Source organism: uncultured Desulfovibrio sp. (assembly GCF_944324525.1).
Lineage (GTDB): Bacteria > Desulfobacterota > Desulfovibrionia > Desulfovibrionales > Desulfovibrionaceae > Desulfovibrio.
Genome location: NZ_CALUWS010000008.1, coordinates 1 through 22,616, shown reverse-complemented (window position 1 = coordinate 22,616; position 22,616 = coordinate 1). Strand labels below are relative to the sequence as shown.

General features: G+C 62.7%; 16 protein-coding genes and 2 pseudogenes. 17 read left to right on the top strand and 1 reads right to left on the bottom strand.

The window, feature by feature from the left end; genetic code table 11:
• Positions 1-34 precede the first annotated feature (34 nt).
• The 4 genes from Q0K12_RS03535 to rho all read left to right on the top strand — a co-directional run bounded on the left by Q0K12_RS03535 (position 35) and on the right by rho (position 3,476).
• A complete protein-coding gene (locus tag Q0K12_RS03535; protein WP_297260402.1) occupies positions 35-649 on the top strand; it encodes a GDSL-type esterase/lipase family protein in 615 nt (204 codons plus the stop codon).
• Positions 650-658: 9 nt separating this feature from the next.
• The gene (locus tag Q0K12_RS03530) at positions 659-889 is read left to right on the top strand and encodes a hypothetical protein (protein WP_297260401.1); all 231 of its coding nucleotides are present in this window, start codon (positions 659-661) and stop codon (positions 887-889) included.
• Between the two features lie 549 nt (positions 890-1,438).
• Entirely contained in the window at positions 1,439-1,954 is a 516-nt protein-coding gene (locus Q0K12_RS03525; protein ID WP_297260400.1) for a CarD family transcriptional regulator, read from the top strand.
• 271 nt (positions 1,955-2,225) lie between these two features.
• The gene (gene rho, locus Q0K12_RS03520; RefSeq protein WP_297227696.1) at positions 2,226-3,476 is read left to right on the top strand and encodes a transcription termination factor Rho; all 1,251 of its coding nucleotides are present in this window, start codon (positions 2,226-2,228) and stop codon (positions 3,474-3,476) included.
• A gap of 257 nt (positions 3,477-3,733) precedes the next feature.
• On the opposite strand, the gene mgtE is transcribed toward rho, so the two are convergent.
• The gene (gene mgtE, locus Q0K12_RS03515; RefSeq protein ID WP_297260399.1) at positions 3,734-5,242 is read right to left on the bottom strand and encodes a magnesium transporter; all 1,509 of its coding nucleotides are present in this window, start codon (positions 5,240-5,242) and stop codon (positions 3,734-3,736) included.
• Between the two features lie 233 nt (positions 5,243-5,475).
• Between mgtE and nadC the strand changes: the two genes are divergently transcribed.
• The 13 genes and pseudogenes from nadC to Q0K12_RS03450 all read left to right on the top strand — a co-directional run.
• Positions 5,476-6,375, top strand: coding sequence for a carboxylating nicotinate-nucleotide diphosphorylase (gene nadC / locus Q0K12_RS03510; protein ID WP_297260398.1), 900 nt, complete (start codon positions 5,476-5,478; stop codon positions 6,373-6,375).
• A 10-nt stretch (positions 6,376-6,385) separates the two neighbouring features.
• Positions 6,386-7,447, top strand: coding sequence for a quinolinate synthase NadA (gene nadA, locus Q0K12_RS03505; RefSeq protein WP_297260397.1), 1,062 nt, complete (start codon positions 6,386-6,388; stop codon positions 7,445-7,447).
• Positions 7,448-7,566: 119 nt separating this feature from the next.
• Complete coding sequence (nadB, locus tag Q0K12_RS03500; RefSeq protein WP_297260396.1) at positions 7,567-9,165, top strand: L-aspartate oxidase; 1,599 nt, start codon at positions 7,567-7,569, stop codon at positions 9,163-9,165.
• 41 nt (positions 9,166-9,206) lie between these two features.
• Positions 9,207-10,646 (top strand): hypothetical protein, encoded by a 1,440-nt coding sequence (locus tag Q0K12_RS03495; protein ID WP_297260395.1) that lies wholly within the window; start codon positions 9,207-9,209, stop codon positions 10,644-10,646.
• Between the two features lie 51 nt (positions 10,647-10,697).
• Positions 10,698-12,461 carry a hypothetical protein gene (locus Q0K12_RS03490; protein WP_297260394.1) on the top strand — a complete coding sequence of 588 codons (1,764 nt, stop codon included), beginning with the start codon at positions 10,698-10,700 and terminating at the stop codon, positions 12,459-12,461.
• Positions 12,462-13,652: a class I SAM-dependent rRNA methyltransferase gene (locus tag Q0K12_RS03485; protein WP_297260393.1), complete on the top strand. Its 1,191-nt coding sequence runs from the start codon at positions 12,462-12,464 to the stop codon at positions 13,650-13,652.
• Between the two features lie 58 nt (positions 13,653-13,710).
• Positions 13,711-14,895: an alanine--glyoxylate aminotransferase family protein gene (locus Q0K12_RS03480; RefSeq protein ID WP_297260392.1), complete on the top strand. Its 1,185-nt coding sequence runs from the start codon at positions 13,711-13,713 to the stop codon at positions 14,893-14,895.
• A gap of 67 nt (positions 14,896-14,962) precedes the next feature.
• Positions 14,963-15,274, top strand: coding sequence for a DUF1844 domain-containing protein (locus Q0K12_RS03475; protein ID WP_297260391.1), 312 nt, complete (start codon positions 14,963-14,965; stop codon positions 15,272-15,274).
• Between the two features lie 127 nt (positions 15,275-15,401).
• The gene (gene argC / locus Q0K12_RS03470; protein ID WP_297260390.1) at positions 15,402-16,457 is read left to right on the top strand and encodes an N-acetyl-gamma-glutamyl-phosphate reductase; all 1,056 of its coding nucleotides are present in this window, start codon (positions 15,402-15,404) and stop codon (positions 16,455-16,457) included.
• 194 nt (positions 16,458-16,651) lie between these two features.
• Positions 16,652-17,809, top strand: coding sequence for a hydrogenase formation protein HypD (gene hypD / locus Q0K12_RS03465; RefSeq protein WP_297260389.1), 1,158 nt, complete (start codon positions 16,652-16,654; stop codon positions 17,807-17,809).
• A 237-nt stretch (positions 17,810-18,046) separates the two neighbouring features.
• Entirely contained in the window at positions 18,047-19,081 is a 1,035-nt protein-coding gene (gene hypE / locus Q0K12_RS03460) for a hydrogenase expression/formation protein HypE (protein WP_297260388.1), read from the top strand.
• Positions 19,082-19,783: 702 nt separating this feature from the next.
• Positions 19,784-20,349: pseudogene (locus Q0K12_RS03455) on the top strand (flagellin); the annotation flags it as partial.
• A 1,710-nt stretch (positions 20,350-22,059) separates the two neighbouring features.
• Positions 22,060-22,371 (top strand): annotated as a pseudogene (locus tag Q0K12_RS03450) (flagellin); the annotation flags it as partial.
• Between the last annotated feature and the right edge of the window lie 245 nt (positions 22,372-22,616).

Below are 22,616 nucleotides of genomic sequence, written 5' to 3'. Positions count from 1 at the left end.
TCCAAGCTGAGAATGCTCTACAGGAGGATAACGGATGTCCCGCAATGTGACGGAAACATGGTTCTTTTACGGCGATTCCCTGACCCTGGGCGTCAATGACGACGCCATGCAGGGCGGCTGGGTCGGCCGTCTTGCCCGCAAGGGCGGCGCGGCGGGCCTCTATGCTCTGCCTCCGGCGACCTTCTATAACCTCGGCGTCCGCCGCCATACGGTCATGGACGTGCGGGCCCGCTGGAAACAGGAATGGGAGGCGCGCCAGCTTCCCGGCATCTCGCCGCATATCGCCTTTTGCGCCGGCGTGGTGGACATGGTGCCCGCCGACGGCAAGCCCGTGGCCGAAGTCTGCGCCACCATGCAGGCCATGCTGACCGAGGCCGCCGCCCTTGCGCCGGTGCTGCTCATCAGCGTCCCCCCCATAGCCAATCCGGACGTGACGGCCCGCATCGCGGGACTCAACCGCGCCTATGCCGAACTTTGCGCCGAACACGGTTTCGGCTGGGCCGACGTCTTTGAGACGCTCAAGGGGTCGTCCGCGTACATGGAGAGCCTGCGTGACGGCATCCATGCCGGTCCCGAAGGCTGCGAAGTCATGGCCGAGGCCCTCTTTGCCCTGCCGTCCGTGCAGGCTTTTCTGACCACCCAACCGTAGGACATATACATGGGTTCCTGTCATCCCTTCAACGACGATGCCCCCTTCGCCGACAAGGTGAAGACGCTGGAAGACGATGAACTGCTGGAGATCTGGGAAGAGACCCAGCAGCTTGCGGGGCTTCTTTCCCAGCAGATCAAGGCCGAACTGCCGCTGGCCCCGGAATATGAGCAGCTCATCGTTGCCGAGCTGCAGCTGCGGCACGGCCGCCGTCTGTACGCCGGCGGCATGGGCAAATAGAGCATTTTCCGTTTGAAACGCGTCACGTTTCAAACCATGCGGCCTGACCTTTCGCGGAAAAAAAGTGGTTTTTCCGCTCACGTTGGGCCGGACGGCGTTGTCCGCCGTCCCACGCTTTCCTTTTTTCAAAGGGGAAACGCTCCAGCCCCTCCCCGCCGCGAGAAAGCCCCCGAAGCGTCCGTTCCGGGGGCTTTTTTCGTCCCTGTGGCTCCCGGCGCGTCCAGAGCAATTTCTGTTTGAAACGCTTCGCGTTCCAAACCATATAGCCTGTCATTTCGCGGGAAAAGCGCGCTTTTTCCACTTGGTTTGGGCCGGGCGGCGCTGCCCGCCGCCGCGCATTTTACCCGTTTCAAAGGTAAAATGCTCTACGGCGCCGCAAGCTCTGGCGCTGCAATCCGGATGCAGGGCGTGAGGAGCCACATACCCGTAAAAAAAATTTTTTTGCTGGACATTACTTTCGCATCTTGTTACTATCTCTTAACAGTCGGGAAATATACTCCCGACCTTTCCCTTTTTGTACTCCCACATATCAACCGGAAGTGGATGCCTATGTTTACCGCCGGTGAGCTTGTCGTTTATCCCGCGCAAGGGGTAGGAGAGATAGAACGCGTCAATAATCAGCAAATAGGCGGCGTCGCGTGCGAGCTGTACATCGTGCGCATCCGCGCCAACAACATCACGCTCATGGTGCCGGTGGCCAATGCGACCAACGTGGGGCTGCGCCCCCTCATCGCCGCCGACGAGGCACGCCGCATCTGGGGTTCTCTCCAGTCCGAAACGGAAAAAAACGTGCATACGGGTCAGAACTGGAACCGCCGTTTCCGCGAGTACTCCGAGCGCCTCAAGAGTCCCGACCTCGGCGTGGTGGCCGAGGTGCTGCGGGAGCTTTTGCTCATCAGCCGCCAAAAGGACCTCTCCTTCGGGGAGCGCCGCCTCCAGGAGCAGGCCATGAGCCTTGTCACCGGCGAGATCGGCGAAGTGCTCAAGCTGGATGAACATGACCTGAGGGATGATCTCCTCCAGCGTTATGCGCCTCCCCCCGTGCCGGAAGCCGCCGCCTGCTGACCCCTCGCCTTTCCCCCCGCCCACCCGGCACGGCCGCGCCTTTTCTGGCGTTCGCTCACGGGAAATCCCAGCTTTTTTGCTTGCCTTTTTTCCTGACTTGCGCTAATCGCAAGGCACACATCTTTTTTGTTCCATTTCCCCACAGTTTTCTCCATCACATCAGACGACACATTCAACGTGCCGTATTCCCTATTGCAATCTCATGGAAAAAAAACCTCGTAAGCCCGTTCGCAAAAAAAAGGCCGAGCCGGAACTCCTGTCCGACAGCACCCTGAGTCTTACCGATCTCAAAACCCGCAGCATGCAGGATCTCATGGAACTGGCGGAGAAATACGAGATCGAGAATGCCAGCTCCATGCGCAAACAGGAGCTCATCTTTGCCCTGCTGCAAAGCTGCGCTTCCCAGAACGGGGCCATCTTCGGGGACGGCGTGCTGGAGATACTGCCGGACGGCTTCGGCTTCCTGCGTTCGCCTTTATGCAGTTATATGCCCGGCCCGGACGATATCTACGTTTCCCCCTCCCAGATACGGCGCTTTTCCCTGCGCAAGGGGGATGTGGTGTCCGGGCAGATACGCCCCCCCAAGGAGGGGGAACGTTATTTCGCCCTGCTGAAAGTCACGGAAATCGGCTTCGAGCCGCCTGAAAACGCCAAAAACCTCGTCCTCTTCGATAACCTCACCCCCATCTATCCCGATCGCCAGCTGGTCATGGAGAATGGCGACAAGAACCTCTCCAACCGCGTCATCGACCTTATGGCTCCCATCGGCTGCGGTCAGCGCGGCCTCATCGTCGCCCCGCCCCGCACCGGCAAGACCGTTCTGCTGCAATCGCTGGCCAATGCCATCAACGCCAATAATCCTGACGTCTACCTCATCGTCCTGCTCATCGACGAACGCCCCGAGGAAGTCACCGACATGGAGCGCACGGTCAAAAAGGCCGAAGTCGTGAGCTCCACCTTCGACGAGCCCCCGCAACGCCACGTTCAGGTCTGCGAAATGGTGCTGGAAAAGGCCAAGCGCCTTGTGGAACGCAAGCGGGACGTGGTCATCCTGCTGGACTCCATCACCCGCCTCGGGCGCGCCTTCAATACCGTCACCCCCTCTTCGGGCCGCGTGCTTTCCGGCGGTCTGGATGCCAATGCCCTGCAGCGCCCCAAACGCTTTTTCGGCGCGGCCCGCAATATCGAGGAAGGCGGCAGCCTGACCATCATCGCCACGGCCCTCATCGACACCGGTTCCCGCATGGATGAAGTGATTTTTGAAGAATTCAAGGGCACCGGCAACATGGAGATATTCCTGGACCGCCACCTCGCCGAAAAGCGCGTCTTCCCGGCCATCGACATCAACCGTACCGGCACGCGCAAGGAAGATCTGCTTCTGCCGGAAGATGTGCTCAACCGGGTCTGGATACTGCGCAAGATCCTTGCGCCCATGTCCCCCATCGACAGCATGGAATTCCTGCTGGACAAGATGCGGGGCACCAAGTCCAACAAGGATTTCATGAACGCCATGGGCAAGTAGGCCGCGTCCCCGCGCCGCGGCCGCCCAGGCACTCCCCTGCCGGGAACGGACGACGCCCTTTCCGAAGTTGCGTGCCATATTCCGGCAGCGACATCAGACATGCCTGTCAGCGCAAAAAAGGCACTCGGGATCTCCCGAATGCCTTTTCTTTTGTCCACCGCCCAGCCCGGCCCAGCGTGAGCGGAAAAACAGAGCTTTTTCCGTAAAATGACAGGCCATATGGTTTGAAACGCAAAGCGTTTCAAACTGGAAATGCTCTATTGGAACAGGAAGAGCGTCGCCAGTCCCAGAAAGAGGAAGAAGCCCGCGCCGTCCGTGATGGTGGTGAGGAAGATGCTGGAGGCCTGTGCCGGGTCACGCCCCATAGCCCGGAAAATGAGCGGGATGGAGCCTCCGGCCACAGCGCCGAGCATCATGTCGCAAAGCAGCGCCCCTGCCATGACCATGCCGACCTGCGGTATGCTGGTGAATATCCAGGCTCCCACAAAGGCCAGCAGCGCCATGATGACGCCGGTGAACAGGCCGATCTTGGCTTCACGCAGCACGGCAAGCCAGGCTTTTTTCTGCTCGAAACGGTCCGTGGCCAGCTGGCGGATCATGACGGCCAGCGCCTGCTGCCCGGTGTTGCCCGCCTGATTGGCCACCATGGGCATGAGCACGGCCAGGGCGGCCATCTGGGCGATGGTGCCTTCAAACATATAGACCACGGAGGCGGACAGCGCCGAATTGACCATGTTGACCACGAGCCAGGGCAGCCGCTTGGCCACGCTTTCCAGCCACGGGGTATCGACGCTTTCCCCGGGGTCGGCGCCCACCATGCCCTGCATGTCGGCGCTGGCTTCCTCGTGCATGATGTCCATGATGTCGTCGTAGGTGACGACGCCCATGATGTGCCCCTCATGGTCCACCACGGGCATGGCCAGGAAGTTGTAGTGCGACAACAGGCTGGCCACCTCGCCCTTGTCCATGTCGTACGGCACGCTGACCACGCTCTGCCCGCGCACGGCATCGCCCACCACGGTCCCGGGCCGGGCCAGCATGATGTCCCGCAGGGAGAGGACGCCGAGCAGGATGTCCGACGCGTCCACCACATAGCCGTAGTAGGGGCTTTCCTTGTCTTCCATCTCGCTGCGGATGTGGGCGATGGCCTCGTCCACGGTCATGTGTTCCTCGAGCAGGATGAGCTCGATGTTCATGACCCCGGCGGCGGAATCCGGGTCAAAGTTGAGCAGGTTGCGCAGCTCTTCGGAATCTTCCCTGTCCAGCTTGCCCAGCAGGACGTCCCGGTGCCCCTCGTCCAGCTCGTCCAGCACGTCGGCGGCGTCGTCCGGCTCCATCTCGGCGATGATCTGGGCCGCCACGTCGGCATCGAGGTTTTCCAGCACGTCCACGGCCACGCTGCCGTCCAGTTCGGCGAGCGCCTCGGCGGCGTCCTCCTTGGCCATGTGGCGCAGGGCGCAGACCTGCTTTTCCAGCGTCAGGTTTTCCAGATGGTCGGCCAGGTCGGCGGGATGGACGAATTCGGCGTCAATCTCGTCGCCCTCGTCAAGGCAGAAATCCGGCATGGCGTAGCGGTGCTGCTCGTCGGAAGGCGCATCTTCCTGCGCCGTAGCCAGCGGGGGCGGCTCCGCGGAAAAAGACGAGGCCGGCGTTCCGGGGGAGAGCGGCGTCGTGTCGTTCCCTCCGTCATCCCGCCGCGGCGCGTCCGCATCCCGGGAGGGGACGGTATGGTTGCCGGCAGCCTGCCAGTCTTCATGATCGTGCATACCGACACCCCCTCCTTTTGCCGACATCCGTTGTGAAAAACGTCCCAATTCCCGCCCCGGCCTTGACGCAAACGGACAGGAACTTTATCAAGGAAGCACCATCGGTCGCCACATGCAGCACATGGTCTGTGCGCCGGCGGCCTGTCCGCAGCGGCCGCCTGCCGGAGCAGGATGTTCCCCATCGCGCGGCCGCCGGGCATGACTTAGCACGCACCTATGACAGGGACAAGCAAATGTTGACGCCTTGGGCTACTTTTTTCTCCGGCCGCGGAGAAGTTTTTTTACGTCGTTCCGTGGAACTTGCGCTGGAAGAGGACGGCCCCGACCTGACGGCGGAAGGTCTCTTTTCCCCCACCGATCCCATGCGGGCCGTCATCCGCGCCAAGGAGGACACCCTTGTGGCGGGCCTGCCCGTCATGGCGGAAGTCTTTGCCGCCATGCGGGCCGATACCGTCCGCTACACGCTGCTGGCCGAGGAAGGCCGGCGCGTCCCGGCCATGACGGAAGTGGCCGTCATGGAAGGTCCGGCCGTGGTGCTGCTCAAGGCCGAACGGATCATCCTCAACTACGTCACGCATCTTTCCGGCATCGCCAACCTGACCGCGCGCTATGTGCGCGAGCTGGAAGGTACGGGCGTCCGCCTGCTGGACACCCGCAAGACCACCCCCTGCCTGCGCTGGCCCGAGAAATACGCCGTCCTCGTGGGCGGCGGCTGCAATCACCGTCGGGACCTGACGGAAATGCTCATGCTCAAGGACAACCACATCGACGCCGCCGGTTCCATCGAACGCGCGGTGCGGAAGCTGCGCGACACCTACACGCCCTGCCCGCCCATCGAAGTGGAATGCCGCACGCTCGACCATGTGCGTGAAGCCGTGGCCGCGCAGGCCGACCGCATCATGATGGACAACATGCGCCCCCCGCTGCTGGGCGAGGCTCTGGAACTGGTCCCCCCCCATATCGAGACCGAAGTCAGCGGCGGCGTGACCCTGGAAAACATCGGCGAGCTGGCCCGCTGTTCCCGCCGCGCCCCGGACTTCATCTCCGTAGGACGCCTGACCCATTCCGCCGTTGCGGCGGATTTCAGCATGACCCTGCAACAGGGCCAGGCCCGCGGGCCTGCCCATCCCTGAGGAAAACCCCATGCACGATACCGCTGCCGCCATCACCGCCCTCAAGTCCCGCCTCGGCTCCCGAGTCTGCATCATGGGCCACCACTACCAGAATGACGCCGTGGTGCGCCATTGCGACATCACCGGCGACTCGCTGGAACTGGCCCGCCGCGTACCGGACATCACGGCCGACCACATCGTCTTTTGCGGCGTCTATTTCATGGGCGAATCCGCGGTCCTTCTGGCCAAGGCCGGCCAGCAGGTACACCTGCCCGCCCCCGATGCCGACTGCGCCATGTCCCTCATGTCGCCCGCCGAGAGCGCCCGCGCCGTCCTGCGGCAGTTGCACGACGGCGGCCGCCGGGTCATCCCGGTGGCCTACGTCAACACCACGCTGGCCCTCAAAGCCGTGGTGGGCGAATTTGGCGGCACCGTCTGCACCTCCGCCAATGCGCGCACCGTCATGCGCTGGGCGCTGGATCAGGGACAGGGCGTCCTCTTCCTGCCGGACCGCCACCTGGGCCGCAATGTCGGCAAACAGCTCGGCCTCGGCCCGGACGACTGGCATCTGCTGGAACTGGGGGCCGACGGTCTTTCCCCGGCGGAACGGGATCCCGCCCATCGCCTCTGGAAGACGCCGCTGCTGCTCTGGCCGGGCTGCTGCCCCATCCACGACCATCTGACCGTGGAACAGATCGCCGCCGCCCGTGCGGCCCATCCCGGCTGCCTGGTCATGGCCCATCCCGAATGCCGCCCGGAGGTCATCGACCTGTGCGACGGCGCGGGCTCCACCTCCTTCCTCATCAACGAAGCCGCCCGCCTTGCCGCGGAAAAACCCGGCAGCACCCTCATCGTCGGCACGGAGACCAACCTCGTGGACCGGCTGGGCGAACGCCACGCCGGGAGCTGCACCGTCCTGCCGCTGGGACCGGCCATCTGTCCCGACATGGGCAAGGTGACCGAAAAGAATCTTCTTGCCACGCTGCAGGCCATCGAGACCGGCACGGCTGAGCCTCTGGAAGTGGATCAGGCCCTTTGCCCGCCGGCCCGTCAGACCCTGACCCGTATGCTGGAGATCTGCGCCGCCTCCTGAGGCGTCGCGGACAAGGCGTCATCTTCCGGGGCGCCGCGCCCCTTCCCCGCCGCCGGAGCAGCCGACGCCGCGCTGCTCCGGCGCAAGCCTGTAACCGCCTGTGGGCATGAGGCAAGATCATGAGTCATTCTCGTTGTCATGTGCCGGTCCTGATCATCGGGTCCGGCGTTGCCGGCTGCACGGCCGCGCTCACGCTGGCAGACGCCGGCCATGAGGTCCTGCTGATCAGCGCCGGGGACAACCTCGGTCAGGGAAATTCCGAACTGGCGCAGGGCGGCATCATCTACCGCGCCGCCACCGACGATACGGATGCCGAAGCGCGCGCCCTGGAACATGACATCATGGTGGCGGGCCACCGCTACAATTCCCGTTCCGCCGTACGGCAGCTTTGCCGGCAGGGGCCGGTCTGCGTGGACGAGATGCTCCTCGAACGCGCCCGGGTGCAGTTCGACCGCAACCCGGACGGCAGCTTCAACCTCACGCGCGAAGGCGGTCACGGCGCGCCGCGCATCCTGCACCGGGCCGACTATTCCGGCAAGGCCATCATGGACGGCCTGACGGCGCAGGTGGCGGCCCATCCGCGCATCACGCGTCTTTTCCGCCGTGCCGCCATCGACCTGCTGACCAGCCGCCACCACGACCGCATCACCCAGCACCGCTACAGCATCACCAACCGCTGCCTCGGCGCGTACGTCCTCAACGAGGAGAGCGGCGAGCCGGAAACCATCCTCGCCGACTGGACGGTGCTCGCCACCGGCGGCGTGGGGCAGGTCTTCCTGCATTCCACCAATGCCCCGGGCTGCGTGGGCGCGGGCATCTCCATGGCCGCGCGCGCCGGTGTGGCCCTGGCCAATCTGGAGTTCATGCAGTTCCATCCCACGGCCCTTTATGAAGAGCGCAGCAACCGCCGCCCCCTCATCACCGAAGCCATGCGCGGCGAGGGCGCGCGCCTGCTGGACGAGAACGGACAGCCCTTCATGCTGCGGCATGACAAGCGCGGCGACCTTGCCCCGCGCGACATCGTGGCGCAAGCCATGATGGAAGAGATGCTGCACAGCGGCTCCCCCTGCCTTTTCCTCGACGTGAGCGGCGTCAAGCAGGACCTGCCCACCCGCTTCCCCACCGTGTTCAACCAGTGTCTGGAAGTGGGCATCGACATCCGCAAGGAACCCATCCCCGTGGTCCCGGCGGCGCACTATTTCTGCGGCGGCGTCCTGGCCGACGCCAGCGGACGCACCTCCATGCCCAACCTCTACGCCATCGGGGAATGCGCCTGCACGGGCCTGCACGGCGCCAACCGCCTTGCCAGCACGTCCCTGCTGGAAGGGGTCGTCTGGGGAGTGGCCTGCGGACGGGATCTGGCCAAGCAGGTGGGCCGCAAGCATGGCGTCATCCCCAAGGGCCTTGCCGACGCCATCCCCGACTGGCAGCATGAAGGCGACGAACAGCGCGACGACCCGGCGCTGGTGGCGCAGGACTGGTTCAACATCCGCAGCACCATGTGGAATTATGTGGGCATATCCCGCTCCGAACCGCGGTTGCGCCGCGCCTTCGAGGATATGCGCGACCTTGTGCGCCATATCCACGACTTTTACAAGACCACGCGCATCTCCCGCCGGCTGGTCGACCTGTTCCACGGCTCGCAGACGGCCTATGTCATCACGCAGGCCGCCATGCGCAATCCGCACAGCCTCGGCTGCCATCACCGCATCGACTGATCGACGAAGGGGCGGCCCGGGCCGCCCCTTCCCATCCTGCCATGAGAAAATTTTTTCTTGTCCTGTTCGTCCTGACGGCGCTGCTCTGTCTGGCGGCCTATGGTTTTCTGCAGCAGGCGGAGCAGCGCATGGAGCGTGCCCTGCTGGACGGCCTGCCGCACCTCTTTTCCCGTCAGGGCCAGGAGGCAACGGTCACGGGGAGCGTCGAGGTCTCCCTGCTGGCCGGCCGCATCAATCTGCGGGGTCTGGACATCCGTCAGCCCGGGGGCGGCCTGCGCCTTCAGGTCAGCGAGCTTTCCGTCAGCCTCAATACCGAACATCTGCACGCCACGCTGCAGGCGCTGGAACGGGGGCAGAGTTCCCTGCCCGGCGAAGAGCGCGGCCCGCTCGTGCTGGATGACGTCACTCTGCGGGGAACGCGCCTGCAGACCGCCGAGGGCGCCTGGAGCGCCCAGCGCCAGCACATCAGCCATCTGGAGATCTCCTCCTCGCTGCTCTGGGCCCTGGACCGGGGCACCGCCACCCTGGAGACCTTCCGCAAGGGCGTGAGCTTCTCCGGCTATGCCGCCCAGTTCTGCGATTATGACGCGCCTTCCCTGCTTGCCCCCCTGCGCCTGGGCATACGGGAACTCACGGCCGATGCCCTTGCGGACGGCAAGCTCCTCCGCCTGAAGGGGGAAGACATCAACCTGGCCAGCCCCCCGTATGTCGTGGAATGCCATGAGCTGCGCCATGCCGCCCTGCCGCTGGCCGACATGCTGGCAGCCCCGGACATGCTGGCGAGCCTGACGCGCTGTCTGGTGCCGGCCTCGGTAGCCGGCCGGAGCCAGCCCACCGGATATCGCGGGGAAAACGGCTGGAGCCTTGAGGATGTGCTCTGCCGTCTGGCCGACGCCCCGCTGTTCGCCATACGAAGCCTTACCTGGGAGAAGGACGCGGATCTGGACGGCAGGGATTCGCAGCGCCGCCTTGAAGGCGGACAGCTCTACGCCGACACCCTGGCCCGGGCTCTGAGCCTCGAGCTGCCCGCGGGCGCCGTCTGGCACTGGGAGATGAGCGCCCAAAGCCGTGTGACCGCCGAAGGGACGGAGGAACGCCTCAACTGGCAGGGCAGCCTGGCGGACGGCAGCTTTTCGGCCGTCATCCCCGCGGGAAACGAGGGCCTGCGCCAGCTGGACATCCATTATGCCGACAAGGGCCTGCTGGCCCTCGTGGCCCTGAACCAGCCGGAGGCTCTGCGCAATCCCCTGCCCCTGCTGGAGAAGCACCTGCCCGCGCCGCTGCCGCAAGCCCTGCGGGAGGCCCTGTTGCGCTTCTGGCGGCAGCCCGGAACGCTGGATATCCGCATGCCGGAGGGCGCGCTCTGGAATCCGCTGGCCGCCCTGCCGGCGGAAGAGACTCTCCCCCTCCTCATCACGATGGAACCCGGCCCCGAGACGCTGCGCGCGCAGATTGACAGCATGAAGAAAAAACAGAAATAAGAAAAAGGACGACTGGCAGCAGTCGCCATAGTTTTACTTCAGAGGAGCGCCATGAAACGAGCCGTCATCTTTCTCCTTGTCCTCCTTATCGCCGTGGCTGGCCTGTGCTATGCCGCGGACAGGGCGGTCCGCGCCCAGCTTGCCGAAACGCTGCGGCAACTGCAGGCCGACAAGCGCGTCAGCCTGGCTTCCTGGGACTACGCTTCCTTTTCCCGCCGTCTCGTCCTGCGTGACGTAGAGTATTCCTCTCCTGAAGACGGCCTGACCTTCACGGCGCGGGAACTCCAGGCCGCCATCAGCCTGCGCGCCATCCTGCACGCCGCGCCGCAGCTGGATTTCCTGCTTTCGCCCCAGGGCTATCTGACCCTGCTGGACGACTGGCAGGGTACGGACGTTACCCTGCGCCAGAACCTGGCCGACGGCGCGAAGAACGACTGCGCCATCGCCAGTGTCGCAGGCTCCACCCTGGCGGTCAGCGTGGAACAGTTCAAGAACCTGCGCAATGCCTCAGCGGATGCCGCCGCCATCCTGCGCGGCTGCGCCTTCCGTTCGCTCAAGCTGGAAAAGCCGGCCTTCACTTGGCAGGAGGGGCAAATGGCTCCCACACAGATGGAAGCCGGTGTGCTTGAGCTGGAAAAAGCGGATATCCGGCAGGATCTGATCGGCCGTATCCTGCTGACTGACCTTTCCTGCCATGCCGGCGAAGACAGCCTGCGCCTGAAGGAAACGACGCTGACGGAGCTGCGGCCCGTAACGATCTGGGAAGTGTTCAAGAAGAGCTCGCCTGACACCTTCTGGGAGGCGCTTTTCGCGGATCTTGTCTGCGGCACGCTCCAGATCAAGGACGGGAAGCTGGAGATTGCCGCCCCGAACGACGCGTCCAGCAAGCCCGCGTACAACTTCGCCATGCTGGAGATGACGCGCGGCGAAAAAGCCGGCATGCTGAAGCAGCTCGTCATCGATCAGGTCAACCTGATGCTCCCGCCTTCCGCTCAGCTCCCGACGGAGATTGTCGTGAACTTTGGCCGTCAGGAGCTGCACGATGTCCTGCTTGCCGAAGCCATCGCCTTTCTCAAAAGCGACTCGCTTCCCTGGGTGGATGAGCTCATAGGCCGTGACCGTCCCGTGGGAGAAAAACACTCTTTCCAGCCGTTCTTCTCCCGCCACCTGGTCAAGGATATACGCCTGACCTTCAATGAGGTCACGGTCACCACGGATCAGGTGGAAACGCTCTGGAATGCGGAAGGGGACACGCAGAACGCCACCAACACCATCACCGATCTCGTCATCCCCATGTCGGTGATGCCGTTTGTGCACATCGGCCTGAAGGAACTGCGCTGCAAGTTCACGGAGCGGCAGAGCCTCAACAACGGCATCGTTACAGCAAGCGGCAGCCTGACAGCGGACGGCCTGTGCGATCTGGACTACAACGTCGAGGGCCAGATGGCCGGCATGTTCTCCCCGATGAACACGTTTCGTCATCTTGACATGCGTCTGACGGACAAGGGCCTCATGGCCCTCACGGCCCTCAACATCGCCGAGGAACCTGCCGTTGCCCGCATGACCATGGAAAGCATGGCCCAGATGCTCGCCGCCAACCTGCCCAATGGCGAAACCTTGCTGCCTGCCGTCAAGACCTTCATCGCCACGCCCGGCGAGCTGAAAATAGGTATCGACGGCGACGAATGGATCCCCATCCAGGCCGAAAATCCCCTGTGGTTGCTGCAGCTCGTGACGCGCCTGCAGCTGGAAGCCGTACCTGGGTCCCCGCTGGAGGAACGCGTCAAGGCTCAACGGGAAAAGGCGGCGCAGTAGATGCGTACCCTCTGGCTCAACAAGGGTGAGGATCGCCGCCTGCGCGCCGGGCACCTCTGGATCTTCGGCAACGAGGTGGACGGCAAACGGAGTCCGCTCTCCGCCTTCAGTCCCGGCGAAGCCGTCACCGTGCGGGATGCCCGCGGCGGCATCATCGGCAGCGCCTTCGTCAATCCGCATTCGCTCATCTGCGCCCGTCTCTACAGCCGCACCCCGGATACGGAGCTGGATGCCGGCCTGCTGCGGCAGCGCCTGCAGGCGGCGCTGGCCCTGCGCACACGCCTGTTTGACCAGCCCTACTACCGCCTTTGCCACGGCGAGGGGGATCTGCTGCCCGGCCTGATCATCGACCGTTTCGGAGATCATCTGACCCTGCAACTGGGCACGGCGGGCATGGAGGCGCGACGGGAGGCCATCGCCGCCTGTCTGGACGAACTGCTGCATCCCGCCTCCCTGCTCTGGGACAACGATCTGGCCTCGCGCTCGCTGGAAGGCCTTTCCCGCGAGAACGTCCTGTCCGGGCCGGTGCCCCGGCGGCTGGAACTGCCCGAAAACGGCTGCACCTTTACCGCCCCCCTGCTGGACGGCCAGAAGACCGGCTGGTTCTACGATCAGCGCGTCAACCGGCTGGAGGCCGCGCGTTACGCCCAGGGCGCGGACGTGCTGGACATCTTCTGTTATGCCGGCGGCTTCGGGGCCACGGCGGCCGCGCGGGGGGCACGCTCCGTCACCTTCCTCGACGCCTCGCCGCAGGCCGTGGAGCTGGCCGGCGCCAATGCCGCCCGCAATGCGCCCCAGCTCACCGGCGACGCCATCCGCACCCTGTGCGGCGATGCTTTTGACCTGCTGCGCGAACTGCACGACAGCGGCCGGCGCTTTTCGCTCATCTGTCTGGATCCGCCCGCCTTCATCAAGCGGCGCAAGGATGCGGCGCAGGGCCTGGCCGCCTACCGCAAGATCAACGCGCTGGCCCTGCAGCTGCTGTCGCCGGGCGGGGTCATCGCCAGCTGTTCCTGCTCGCACCATCTGCCGGCCGACGAGTTGCGCCACTGTCTGGGGCAGGCCGCCGCACGGCGGAAGACCGCCCTGCGCCTCCTTTTCGCCGGCGGGCAGGGGCCCGATCATCCCGTCCATGCGGCCATGCCGGAAACGGCCTATCTCAAGTGCTTCATTGCCCAGCGCGCCGACTGACCGGCCGCGCTCCGCCCACTAACCGCCCGGCGGCAGGCCGGGCCCTGAAGGAAACGCCATGCTGAACAAACCCCGTCTTCTCACTCCCGGCCCCACGCCTCTGCCGGAACAGGTTCGCCTTGCGCTGGCTCAGGACATGATCCATCACCGCAAGGCCGCCTTCAAGGACATCATGCTGCGGGTCCAGGGCAAGCTGCGGACGCTTTTCGGCACGGAACAGCCCGTGCTCCCTCTCTCCTGTTCCGGAACGGGCGCCATGACGGCGGCCGTGCACAGCCTCTTTGCGCCCGGCGACAAGGTGCTTGTGGTCAACGGCGGCAAATTCGGCGAACGCTGGCAGCATATCGCCGCCGCCCGCGGTCTGGAATGCGTGCGGCTTGACGTGCCGTGGGGCTGCGCCGTGGAGCCCGCCGCCGTGGAAAAGGCGCTGGAGGCCGATCCCGGCATCCGCGGCGTGCTCATGCAGCTTTCCGAGACGTCCACCGGCGTCCTGCATCCCGTGCGCGAGGTGGCGGCCATCACCCGCACGCGCGACGTCCTGCTGGTGGCGGACGGCATCTCCGCCGTGGGGCTCTCCCCCTGTCCCATGGACGACTGGGGCATCGACTGCCTGCTGACCGGCTCGCAGAAAGGCCTGATGCTGCCGCCCGGTCTGGCCCTGCTGGCCCTTTCCGCGCGGGCCTGGCGCAAGGCCGAGAGCATCCCCTCCGGCTGCTTCTACTTCAATCTCCCCAAGGAGCGCGACAACGTGCTCAAGGGGCAGACGCTCTTCACCTCGCCGGTCAACCTGCTCGTGGGGCTGGACGTCAGCCTGGACATCCTGCTCAAGGACGGGCTGGAGGCGATCTACCGCAAGCAGTGGGCCCTGACCATGCTCACCCGCACCGCCCTTTCCGTCATGGGGCTCGAGCTCTTTGCCCCCTCCCACTTCGCCTGGGGCATCACCAGCGTCTGCCTGCCGGCGGGCGTCGATGGCGTGGAAGTGCTGCGCCTGGCGCAGGACACCTACGGCGTCGTCATGGCCGGCGGACAGGATCAGCTCAAGGGCCGCATCGTACGCATCGGCCATATGGGCTGGGTGGACTGGGCCGACGTGACGGCCGGTCTTTTCGCGCTGAACCGCTGCATCTTCGCCGTGGGCGGCTACAGCGGCGCGCGGGACTATCTGGAGCAGGGCCTTGCCGCCTACGAGGCGGCCCTTGCCCTTCCTCCCGGTACGCCGGTCATACGGCATCACGGCTAGCGGCCTCTGCCCTTTCGTCACCCACTGCCGGTCAGGCCGCGCCTGCCGGAGCAAAGGAACACGCAGCATGAGTCAGAACAACGACGGCCCCACCCGGGACGCTCTGCCGGAAGTCACCTTTTCCACCTTTATCATGTCGCTGGCTTCCGCGGCGCTGGTGCAGCTCGGGGAAGTGCCCAATCCCGAGACCGGCGTCCAGGCCATGCATCCCCGTCTGGCCCGGCACAGCATCGACATGCTGGAAATGCTGCATCGCAAGACCACCCAGGGCCTCGATGACCAGGAGCGCCGCCTGCTGGAAAGCCTGCTCTACGAGCTGCGCATGAAATACGTCATGAAATGCGGTGCGACGGGCGATCCGGGACAGGGCAAGGCCTGATGCCGACATGCGGCCCCGCAGGCGCTCTCCGCCGGGGAAGCGCCCGTGGGGGAGCGAAGACCGTCCCAGCATACCCGAGACGCCGCCACGCGTCCCTGCCAACCCTCATACCAAAGGAGCGATCCCCATGCCTGACATGATTCGCGCCGGTCTTGTGGGCATTACCGGCTATACCGGAATGGAACTTGCCCGCCTGCTGGCGACCCATCCCTGCATGCGCCTGAACATGGCCTGTTCCCGAGCCGAGGCCGGACGCCGCCTTGGGGAGTTCTACCCCTTCCTGGAGCGTTTCTCCGGGTCGGAGGTGGTGATCACCGAATATGAACCGCGCCGCATGGCGCGCGAGTGCAATGTGGTCTTCCTGGCCGTCCCGCACGGCAAGTCCATGGAAATGGCCGCCGACCTCGTCAATGAAGGGACCAAGGTCGTGGACCTGTCCGCCGACTTCCGCCTGCGGGATGTGGACGTATACGAGCAGTGGTATGTGCCGCATACCCGCAGGGAATTCCTGCCCCAGGCGGTCTACGGCCTGCCGGAACTCTACGCCGCCGAGGCCGCCAAGACCTATCTGATCGCCAATCCCGGCTGTTACCCCACCTCGGCCATCCTGGGCCTGTATGCCGCCTTCAAGAACGACTTCATCGAGGCCGAGGACATCGTCATCGACGCCAAGTCCGGCACCACCGGCGCCGGGCGCAAGGGCGTCGTGCCCTCCCTGTTCTGCGAAGTGGCGGACACCTTCCGGGCCTACGGCCTCGGCAAGCACCGCCATACGCCGGAGATCGAACAGGAGGTCTCCCTGCTGGCGGGCAAGCCGGTGACCCTTTCCTTCAATACGCACCTTGTCCCCATGAACCGCGGCATCCTCTCCACCATCTACACCAAGCTCAAACGGCCGGAAACCACGCTGGACGAGGTGCACGCCGCCTATGTCCGCACCTGGGCCGGCAGCCGCTGGGTACGCGTCCTGCCCAAGGGCAACCTGCCGGAGACACGCAATGTCCGCGGCACCATGTTCTGCGATATCGGCCTTGTGGTCGATCCGCGCACTTCGCGGCTCATCATCGTCTCCGCCATCGACAACCTCTGTCGCGGCGCGTCCGGGCAGGCCATCGCCAACGCCAATCTCATGTGCGGCCTGCCGGTGGAGACCGGGCTGCAACTGGCCCCCCTCATGCCGTAGAACGTGGCGACCAGACAGTCGGCCTGTTCTTTTTGGGGGAGGGGAACCCCCTCGCCTCGCGCGGGAGGGGGTTCCCCTCCCCCAGGCCCCACCCCTCCCCCAGCGCGCTTTTTCAGGGGGAACGTGCCGTGCTCGGCGCTCTGCGCGTCGCTGAGGGATCACCAACCCCGTTTTTTTCCTGAGGAACCAGCATCATGGCGGAACAGCCCACATCCCCGAGCCCAGCTTTCGACAACCCGTCCTCCCGCCTGACCGCCGCCCTGCGGGACCCGCAGCTCTGCCGCAGCCTGCTGGATCGTCTGCAGGCGGCGCTTGACGGCCGCAGCCTGCGCTTCATGGAAGTCTGCGGCACGCATACCGTTTCCATCTTCCAAAGCGGTCTGCGTTCGCTGCTGCCGGAACAGGTGCGGCATCTTTCCGGGCCGGGCTGCCCCGTCTGCGTCACCCATGACGCGGAAGTGGCCGCCTTTCTCGATCTTGCCGGGCGTGACGGCATCATCCTGGCCACCTTCGGCGATCTGCTGCGCGTGCCGGGCCCCGGCGGCAAAAGCCTCAAACACGCCAAGGCCCAGGGCGCGCGCGTCGAGATCGTCTATTCGCCGCTCGATGCGCTGACGCTGGCCGCCGAGCATCCGGGAGACATGGTGGTCTTTCTGGGGATCGGCTTTGAGACCACCGCCCCCACGGTGGCCGCCACCATCCTGACCGCCCGGCAACGAGGACTGGACAACTTCTGCGTGCTTTCCCTGCACAAGCTCGTGCCCCCCGCCCTGCGCGCCCTGCTGGACGATCCGCAGCAGCAGGAGCAGCCCATCGAAGCCTTCCTGCTGCCGGGCCATGTCTCCACCATCCTCGGGCTGGCCCCCTACGCCTTCCTTGCCGAAGAATACCGTGTGCCCGCCGTGGTGGGCGGCTTTGAACCGGCGGACATCCTGCTGGCCCTCTGCCTTATGGCCGAACAACGCAGGGACGGCCAGGCCGAGGTGGTCAATGCCTATGCCCGCGCCGTGGACGATGGCGGCAACCCCCGCGCCCGCGCCCTGCTGGATCAGTGTTTCCAGCCTGCCGACGCCCTGTGGCGCGGCATTGGCCGCATCCCGCAAAGCGGCCTGGCTCTGCGTGATGGATTTGCCCGCTTTGACGCCATGCGCCGTCTGGATATGCGCCTGCCCGACGTGCCCCCCCTGCCCGGCTGCCGCTGCGGCCAGGTCCTCAAGGGACGCCTCACGCCGCCGCAATGCCCCCTCTTCGGCAAGGCCTGTACGCCGGCGACCCCCGTCGGCCCATGCATGGTCTCCACCGAAGGCAGTTGCGCCGCCTATTTCAAATACGCCCGAAATGAGGACAATTAACGCTATTTGCTGTTTGTTTGGGGGAAGGGGGAACCCCTCGCCTCGCGCGGGAGGAGGTTCCCCTTCCCTCCAAGCCCCCCATCCCTTCCCCAACGCGTTTTTACCGGAGATGAGTCGGGGACCCGGGATGACCTTGCCCCAAAGGCAAGCGGAGCAAGTACAACGTATTTTCCTTATCTATTAAATTTACTATACATGGATACGCACCCCAGCCTTTAACCTTGCCGAGAACTCCTTATGGATGACTGCATTCTGCTGGATGCCGGAAGCGGCGGCCGCGCCTCGCAGCGCCTCATCAGCCAGTGCTTCCTGCGCCATTTCGCCAATCCCCTTCTTGACCGCATGGACGACGCGGCCCTGCTGCCCGTGGCTTCCGCTCACGACAGGCCGCTGGCCATGAGCACGGACTCCTACACCGTCACGCCCCTTTTTTTCCCCGGCGGCAGCATCGGCACCCTTGCCGTGCACGGCACCGTCAATGACGTGAGCATGCTTGGCGGCGACGTACGCTATCTGAGCTGCGCTTTCATCATCGAGGAGGGCCTCCCTCTCGCCACGCTGGACAGGGTGGCCGCCGACATGGCCGCCGCCGCGCGGGAGGCCGGGGTGCAGATCGTCACCGGGGACACCAAGGTGGTGCAGCGCGGGGCCTGCGACCAGCTGTTCATCAACACCACGGGCATCGGCCATCTGCTCGTGCAGACCGAGCCTTCCGGCCATCGGGCGCGTCCGGGCGATGCTGTGCTGGTGAGCGGGGCGGTGGGCGACCACGGCCTGACCATCATGGGCAGCCGGGAAGGTCTTTCCTTCCTGACCGACGTACGTTCCGACTCCGCGCCGCTCAACGGCCTTGTCCGCGCCGTCTTCGCCGCTGCCGAGGCGGCGGGCATGCCCGGCGAGGTCCATGTGCTGCGCGATCCCACCCGAGGCGGACTGGCCACCACCCTCAACGAGATCGCCGAGCAGTCCGGCGTCAGCATCGAACTGGACGAGCAGGCCATCCCTGTCCATGAGACGGTGCGCAGCGGCTGCTCCTTCCTCGGCCTTGATCCGCTCTACCTGGCCAATGAGGGCAAATGTCTCTGCATCGTGCCCGAAGCTCTGGCCGATACCGTGCTTGCGGCCATGCGCTCCACGCCTTACGGCCGGGAAGCCGCCCGCATAGGCACCGTCGGTGCGGAACGCGCCGGACAGGTCGTCCTGCGTACCCTCATTGGCGGGCAGCGCCTGCTCGGCATGCTCGAGGGCGCGCAACTGCCGCGGATCTGCTGAATACGTGATGCACAAGAGCGTTTTAACTTTGAAAAAGGTAAAACGCGAGGCGGCCGACAGCGCCGCCCGGCCCAAACCAAGCGGAAAAACCGCGTTTTTTCCGCGAAACGACAGGCCGTATGGTTTGAAACGCAACGCGTTTCAAACTGAAAATGCTCAAGGGGAGACGATTTACGTCTCCCCTTTTCCTTTCCTCGTCTCCTCCGGGGCGTCCCATCCGCCGCCCCTCCTGCGGCGGCCAGGCCTCCCCTTCGCTCGCCACAGCCGCCATCCCCGCGCCGTCTCATCACCGGAGAGCTGCGCCCCCCTGCCCTCCCGTACTTTACCTGATAGGGATTGTCATTTGTTACAACCTGATAGAACTCGCTTATCCTTGCTATCTTACTCAAAATTTCCTTTTTGTCTCAGATGTGCGGACGGCTTGCCCTTATTTCAACAAAATGGTAAAAAACAGCAAAATATACATAAATCGCTTTCTTTTTGAAAAGGACAGAAGGCGGGTGACCCGCACACGCCCGGCCAAACGTGAGCGGAAAAACCACGTTTCTTCCGCGAAACGACAGGCCGTAGGCCTTGAAACTGAAAATGCTCTAGCTGTGTTGTTTTTCCGAAATGAGCGTGTGAAGTGCCCGTGGGACTGTTCCGGTCTTGGCAGCGCATGGCAGCCCCGCACGCTTAGCGGTGTCCTGATGAGGAGTTTCCATGGGACTTTTCCTCAACACGAATCTGATGGCGCCCAATGTGGCCAGGAACCTGACCTGTCACTATGCCCGTCTGTCCTCCTCGACGAAAGCCCTGTCCAGCGGCCTGCGCGTGAATTCCGCGGCGGACGATGCGGCAGGCCTTGCCATCCGGGAACTGATGCGCGCGGATATCCGTACGCTGGGACAAGGCCGCGCAATGCCAATGATGCCGTATCCCTCATCCAGACCGCCGACGGAGCGCTGGCCATCATCGATGAAAAGCTCATCCGCATGAAAGAACTGGCCGAACAGGCGGCCACCGGGACCTATGATTCCATACAGCGGCTGCTCATCGAATCCGAATATCAGCACATGGCTTCGGAGATCGACCGCATCGCCAATTCCACCGCGTTCAACGGCGTCAAACTCTTGGACGGCTCTCTGTCCGGCGTACACGACGGCAGCGGTCTTTCGTCCACCGGCGCGCTGAAGGTGCATTTCGGCACGGCCAACGATTCGGCGGAAGATTATTACTACATCACCATCGGCAACTGTACCGCCGGGGCATTGGGTGTCGGCAGCACCTCCCAGTATACGGAAGCGGGCGTGACCCGCGTCCGTGTGGAAACGCTGGTGGAAACACAGCAGACATTCAAGCAAAAAAACACTTATACCGTTTATGTCGATCCAGATTCAGGAAAAACATACTATACAGACGGGGAAATATTCTATGAAAATCATCAAAAACCTTTTGAAACCGCACTCGATGCGGAAAATGACAAGGAAATCATTGAAAGATTACAAATGAAAAATTCCACAAGAACAACAACAGAGCAATATGATGAATACTACGATAGTGTTGATGGCAAGATATATTACAAGCAGAAATTCGGAAATAGATATACTACAGATATAAACAACTTTTACGATGGACTTGTTGACCAAAACTCCCCGAATTACAATGACCTTATCAACAGACTGACAGCGACAGGAAACGACTATGAAGTAGTAATAACATGGAATGAATACAAAGATCCGAATGGAGTATCGTATTATACCTGCAACAGCGGAAAAACTTTTGTTAAAAATGTAAGCAGACCAACATCGAATATATTGTCCTCCGTCAATCCTGATGATCGAAAAATCATAGATACGCTCAATAAGGTTGTCGAACAAAAAACATTCAAAATGACAACGGACATTGAATTCATTACATATCAGGATCCCGTTACCCAGAAAAGATACTACAGCAATGACAATCTGCAAACCGTGTATACGACCGCCAATCCGAATTCAACGCCATTTCTGGACTCGGCTGTCATCAACAGGCTTGTCGTTCTTCCGAAACAGGAAATCACATATACCATCTACAAAACTTTTATCCATTCGGATACAAATGTAAAATATTACTCTTTCGATAATGGAAAAACATTCTATACCGAAAACAAGCTGTATGCTCCCGAGTTCGCCGATCTGAGTGCGGGAAAGGATGATGCGGAGATCGCCAAACTGACGCCAGTCAACAGAACCCTCCATACATATATCGAATATCAGGTGTACAGGGACCAGCGCAATCCTTCGCTGGTATACTACTCCGCTGATAATAAACAAAACATTTTTACGGACCTGAATGATCCGTCAGGGAGCATCATTGATAAATCTGATCCAAACTATGCCGACATAATGGCCAATATTGTCGATCATGGCATCGTAAAACCTGGATACGACCTGAAGGTTTATAATAAAATAAATACGCTTGATCGATACTATTCGCTTGATGGAAAGAATTTCTACTATGATCAGCAGCTCAAAAACAAAGTCACTGACAATTCGCTCATCGCCATGCTCCGACCAGAACAGGAAAATAAACAGATTTTAATCCCTCTTGATTCGTATATAGACAAAACTACAAATAAAAAATATTATACCATGTCATTTGGGAGCAAGACAAACTATCTTACAAATCCAAAAGATTTTACGTCTATCGCTTTGAGCAAAAACAATCCCGGCGATTTGAATACCATCGCCAATCTTGAACCTGTTTCCATGACAACAAACTACATCAAGGAGCTACCCTATCCTGCGGAATACCTTGTCTATGAAGACGTCCGAACAGGTTTACACTACTATACGGCGGATGATGGCGCTTCTTTTGCTGCCGATCCCACCAATCCTACGCGAACAGGGCTCGATCCGAACGATCCCGCGGACAAGCTCATCCTTGACAATTTGCGGCCGTCCGTCACAACCACCATAAAAGTCACCTATGAAGAACGCTTTACAGGAGAGGCCACAGCTGCCGCCGGCTATACCATCTCCACCCAGGAGGCGGCCCAAAGAGCCCTCGTGGCCATAGACCGGGCCATCGTTTCCAAGGATGCGATCCTCGCGCACCTCGGCGCATTGCAAAACCGGCTGGAAAACACCGTTACCAACCTCACCATCCAGGCCGAAAACCTCCAGAACGCCGAATCGCGCATTTCCGACGTGGACGTAGCGCAGGAGATGACGCAGTTCGTGCGCAACCAGGTGCTGACGCAGTCCGCGACGGCCATGCTCAGTCAGGCCAACAGTTTCCCGTATATGCTGCTCAGCCTCATCGGCTGATAGATACGGGCCTCCCTCTTCCCCTCCCCGTCTCTGCCGTCCCCCTTGGGCGGATTCGCCTGGAAATTGTGTCCAATTTCCCTGCTGACGCGGCCCTCACACTACGGAAAAAACGTGGTTTTCCGTGTGTTCGGTTGCGAGTAGCCGCTCTCGCGGCTACCAGAGCAGTCCACATTTTCCATGTGGAATTGTTCCAGGGCGGATTCGCATGGAAATTGTGTCCAATTTCCCTGCTGACGCTGCCC

Bases quoted from the DNA above. Each gene is read 5' to 3' on its own strand.
- nadB (WP_297260396.1), top strand. From the start codon at position 7,567: ATGAGTCATTCTCGTTGTCATGTGCCGGTCCTGATCATCGGGTCCGGC.
- Q0K12_RS03485 (WP_297260393.1), top strand. From the start codon at position 12,462: ATGCGTACCCTCTGGCTCAACAAGGGTGAGGATCGCCGCCTGCGCGCC.
- Q0K12_RS03475 (WP_297260391.1), top strand. From the start codon at position 14,963: ATGAGTCAGAACAACGACGGCCCCACCCGGGACGCTCTGCCGGAAGTC.
- hypD (WP_297260389.1), top strand. From the start codon at position 16,652: ATGGCGGAACAGCCCACATCCCCGAGCCCAGCTTTCGACAACCCGTCC.
- Q0K12_RS03535 (WP_297260402.1), top strand. From the start codon at position 35: ATGTCCCGCAATGTGACGGAAACATGGTTCTTTTACGGCGATTCCCTG.
- hypE (WP_297260388.1), top strand. From the start codon at position 18,047: ATGGATGACTGCATTCTGCTGGATGCCGGAAGCGGCGGCCGCGCCTCG.
- Q0K12_RS03525 (WP_297260400.1), top strand. From the start codon at position 1,439: ATGTTTACCGCCGGTGAGCTTGTCGTTTATCCCGCGCAAGGGGTAGGA.
- Q0K12_RS03495 (WP_297260395.1), top strand. From the start codon at position 9,207: ATGAGAAAATTTTTTCTTGTCCTGTTCGTCCTGACGGCGCTGCTCTGT.
- nadC (WP_297260398.1), top strand. From the start codon at position 5,476: ATGTTGACGCCTTGGGCTACTTTTTTCTCCGGCCGCGGAGAAGTTTTT.
- Q0K12_RS03530 (WP_297260401.1), top strand. From the start codon at position 659: ATGGGTTCCTGTCATCCCTTCAACGACGATGCCCCCTTCGCCGACAAG.
- nadA (WP_297260397.1), top strand. From the start codon at position 6,386: ATGCACGATACCGCTGCCGCCATCACCGCCCTCAAGTCCCGCCTCGGC.
- mgtE (WP_297260399.1), bottom strand. From the start codon at position 5,242: ATGCACGATCATGAAGACTGGCAGGCTGCCGGCAACCATACCGTCCCC.
- Q0K12_RS03490 (WP_297260394.1), top strand. From the start codon at position 10,698: ATGAAACGAGCCGTCATCTTTCTCCTTGTCCTCCTTATCGCCGTGGCT.
- argC (WP_297260390.1), top strand. From the start codon at position 15,402: ATGCCTGACATGATTCGCGCCGGTCTTGTGGGCATTACCGGCTATACC.
- Q0K12_RS03480 (WP_297260392.1), top strand. From the start codon at position 13,711: ATGCTGAACAAACCCCGTCTTCTCACTCCCGGCCCCACGCCTCTGCCG.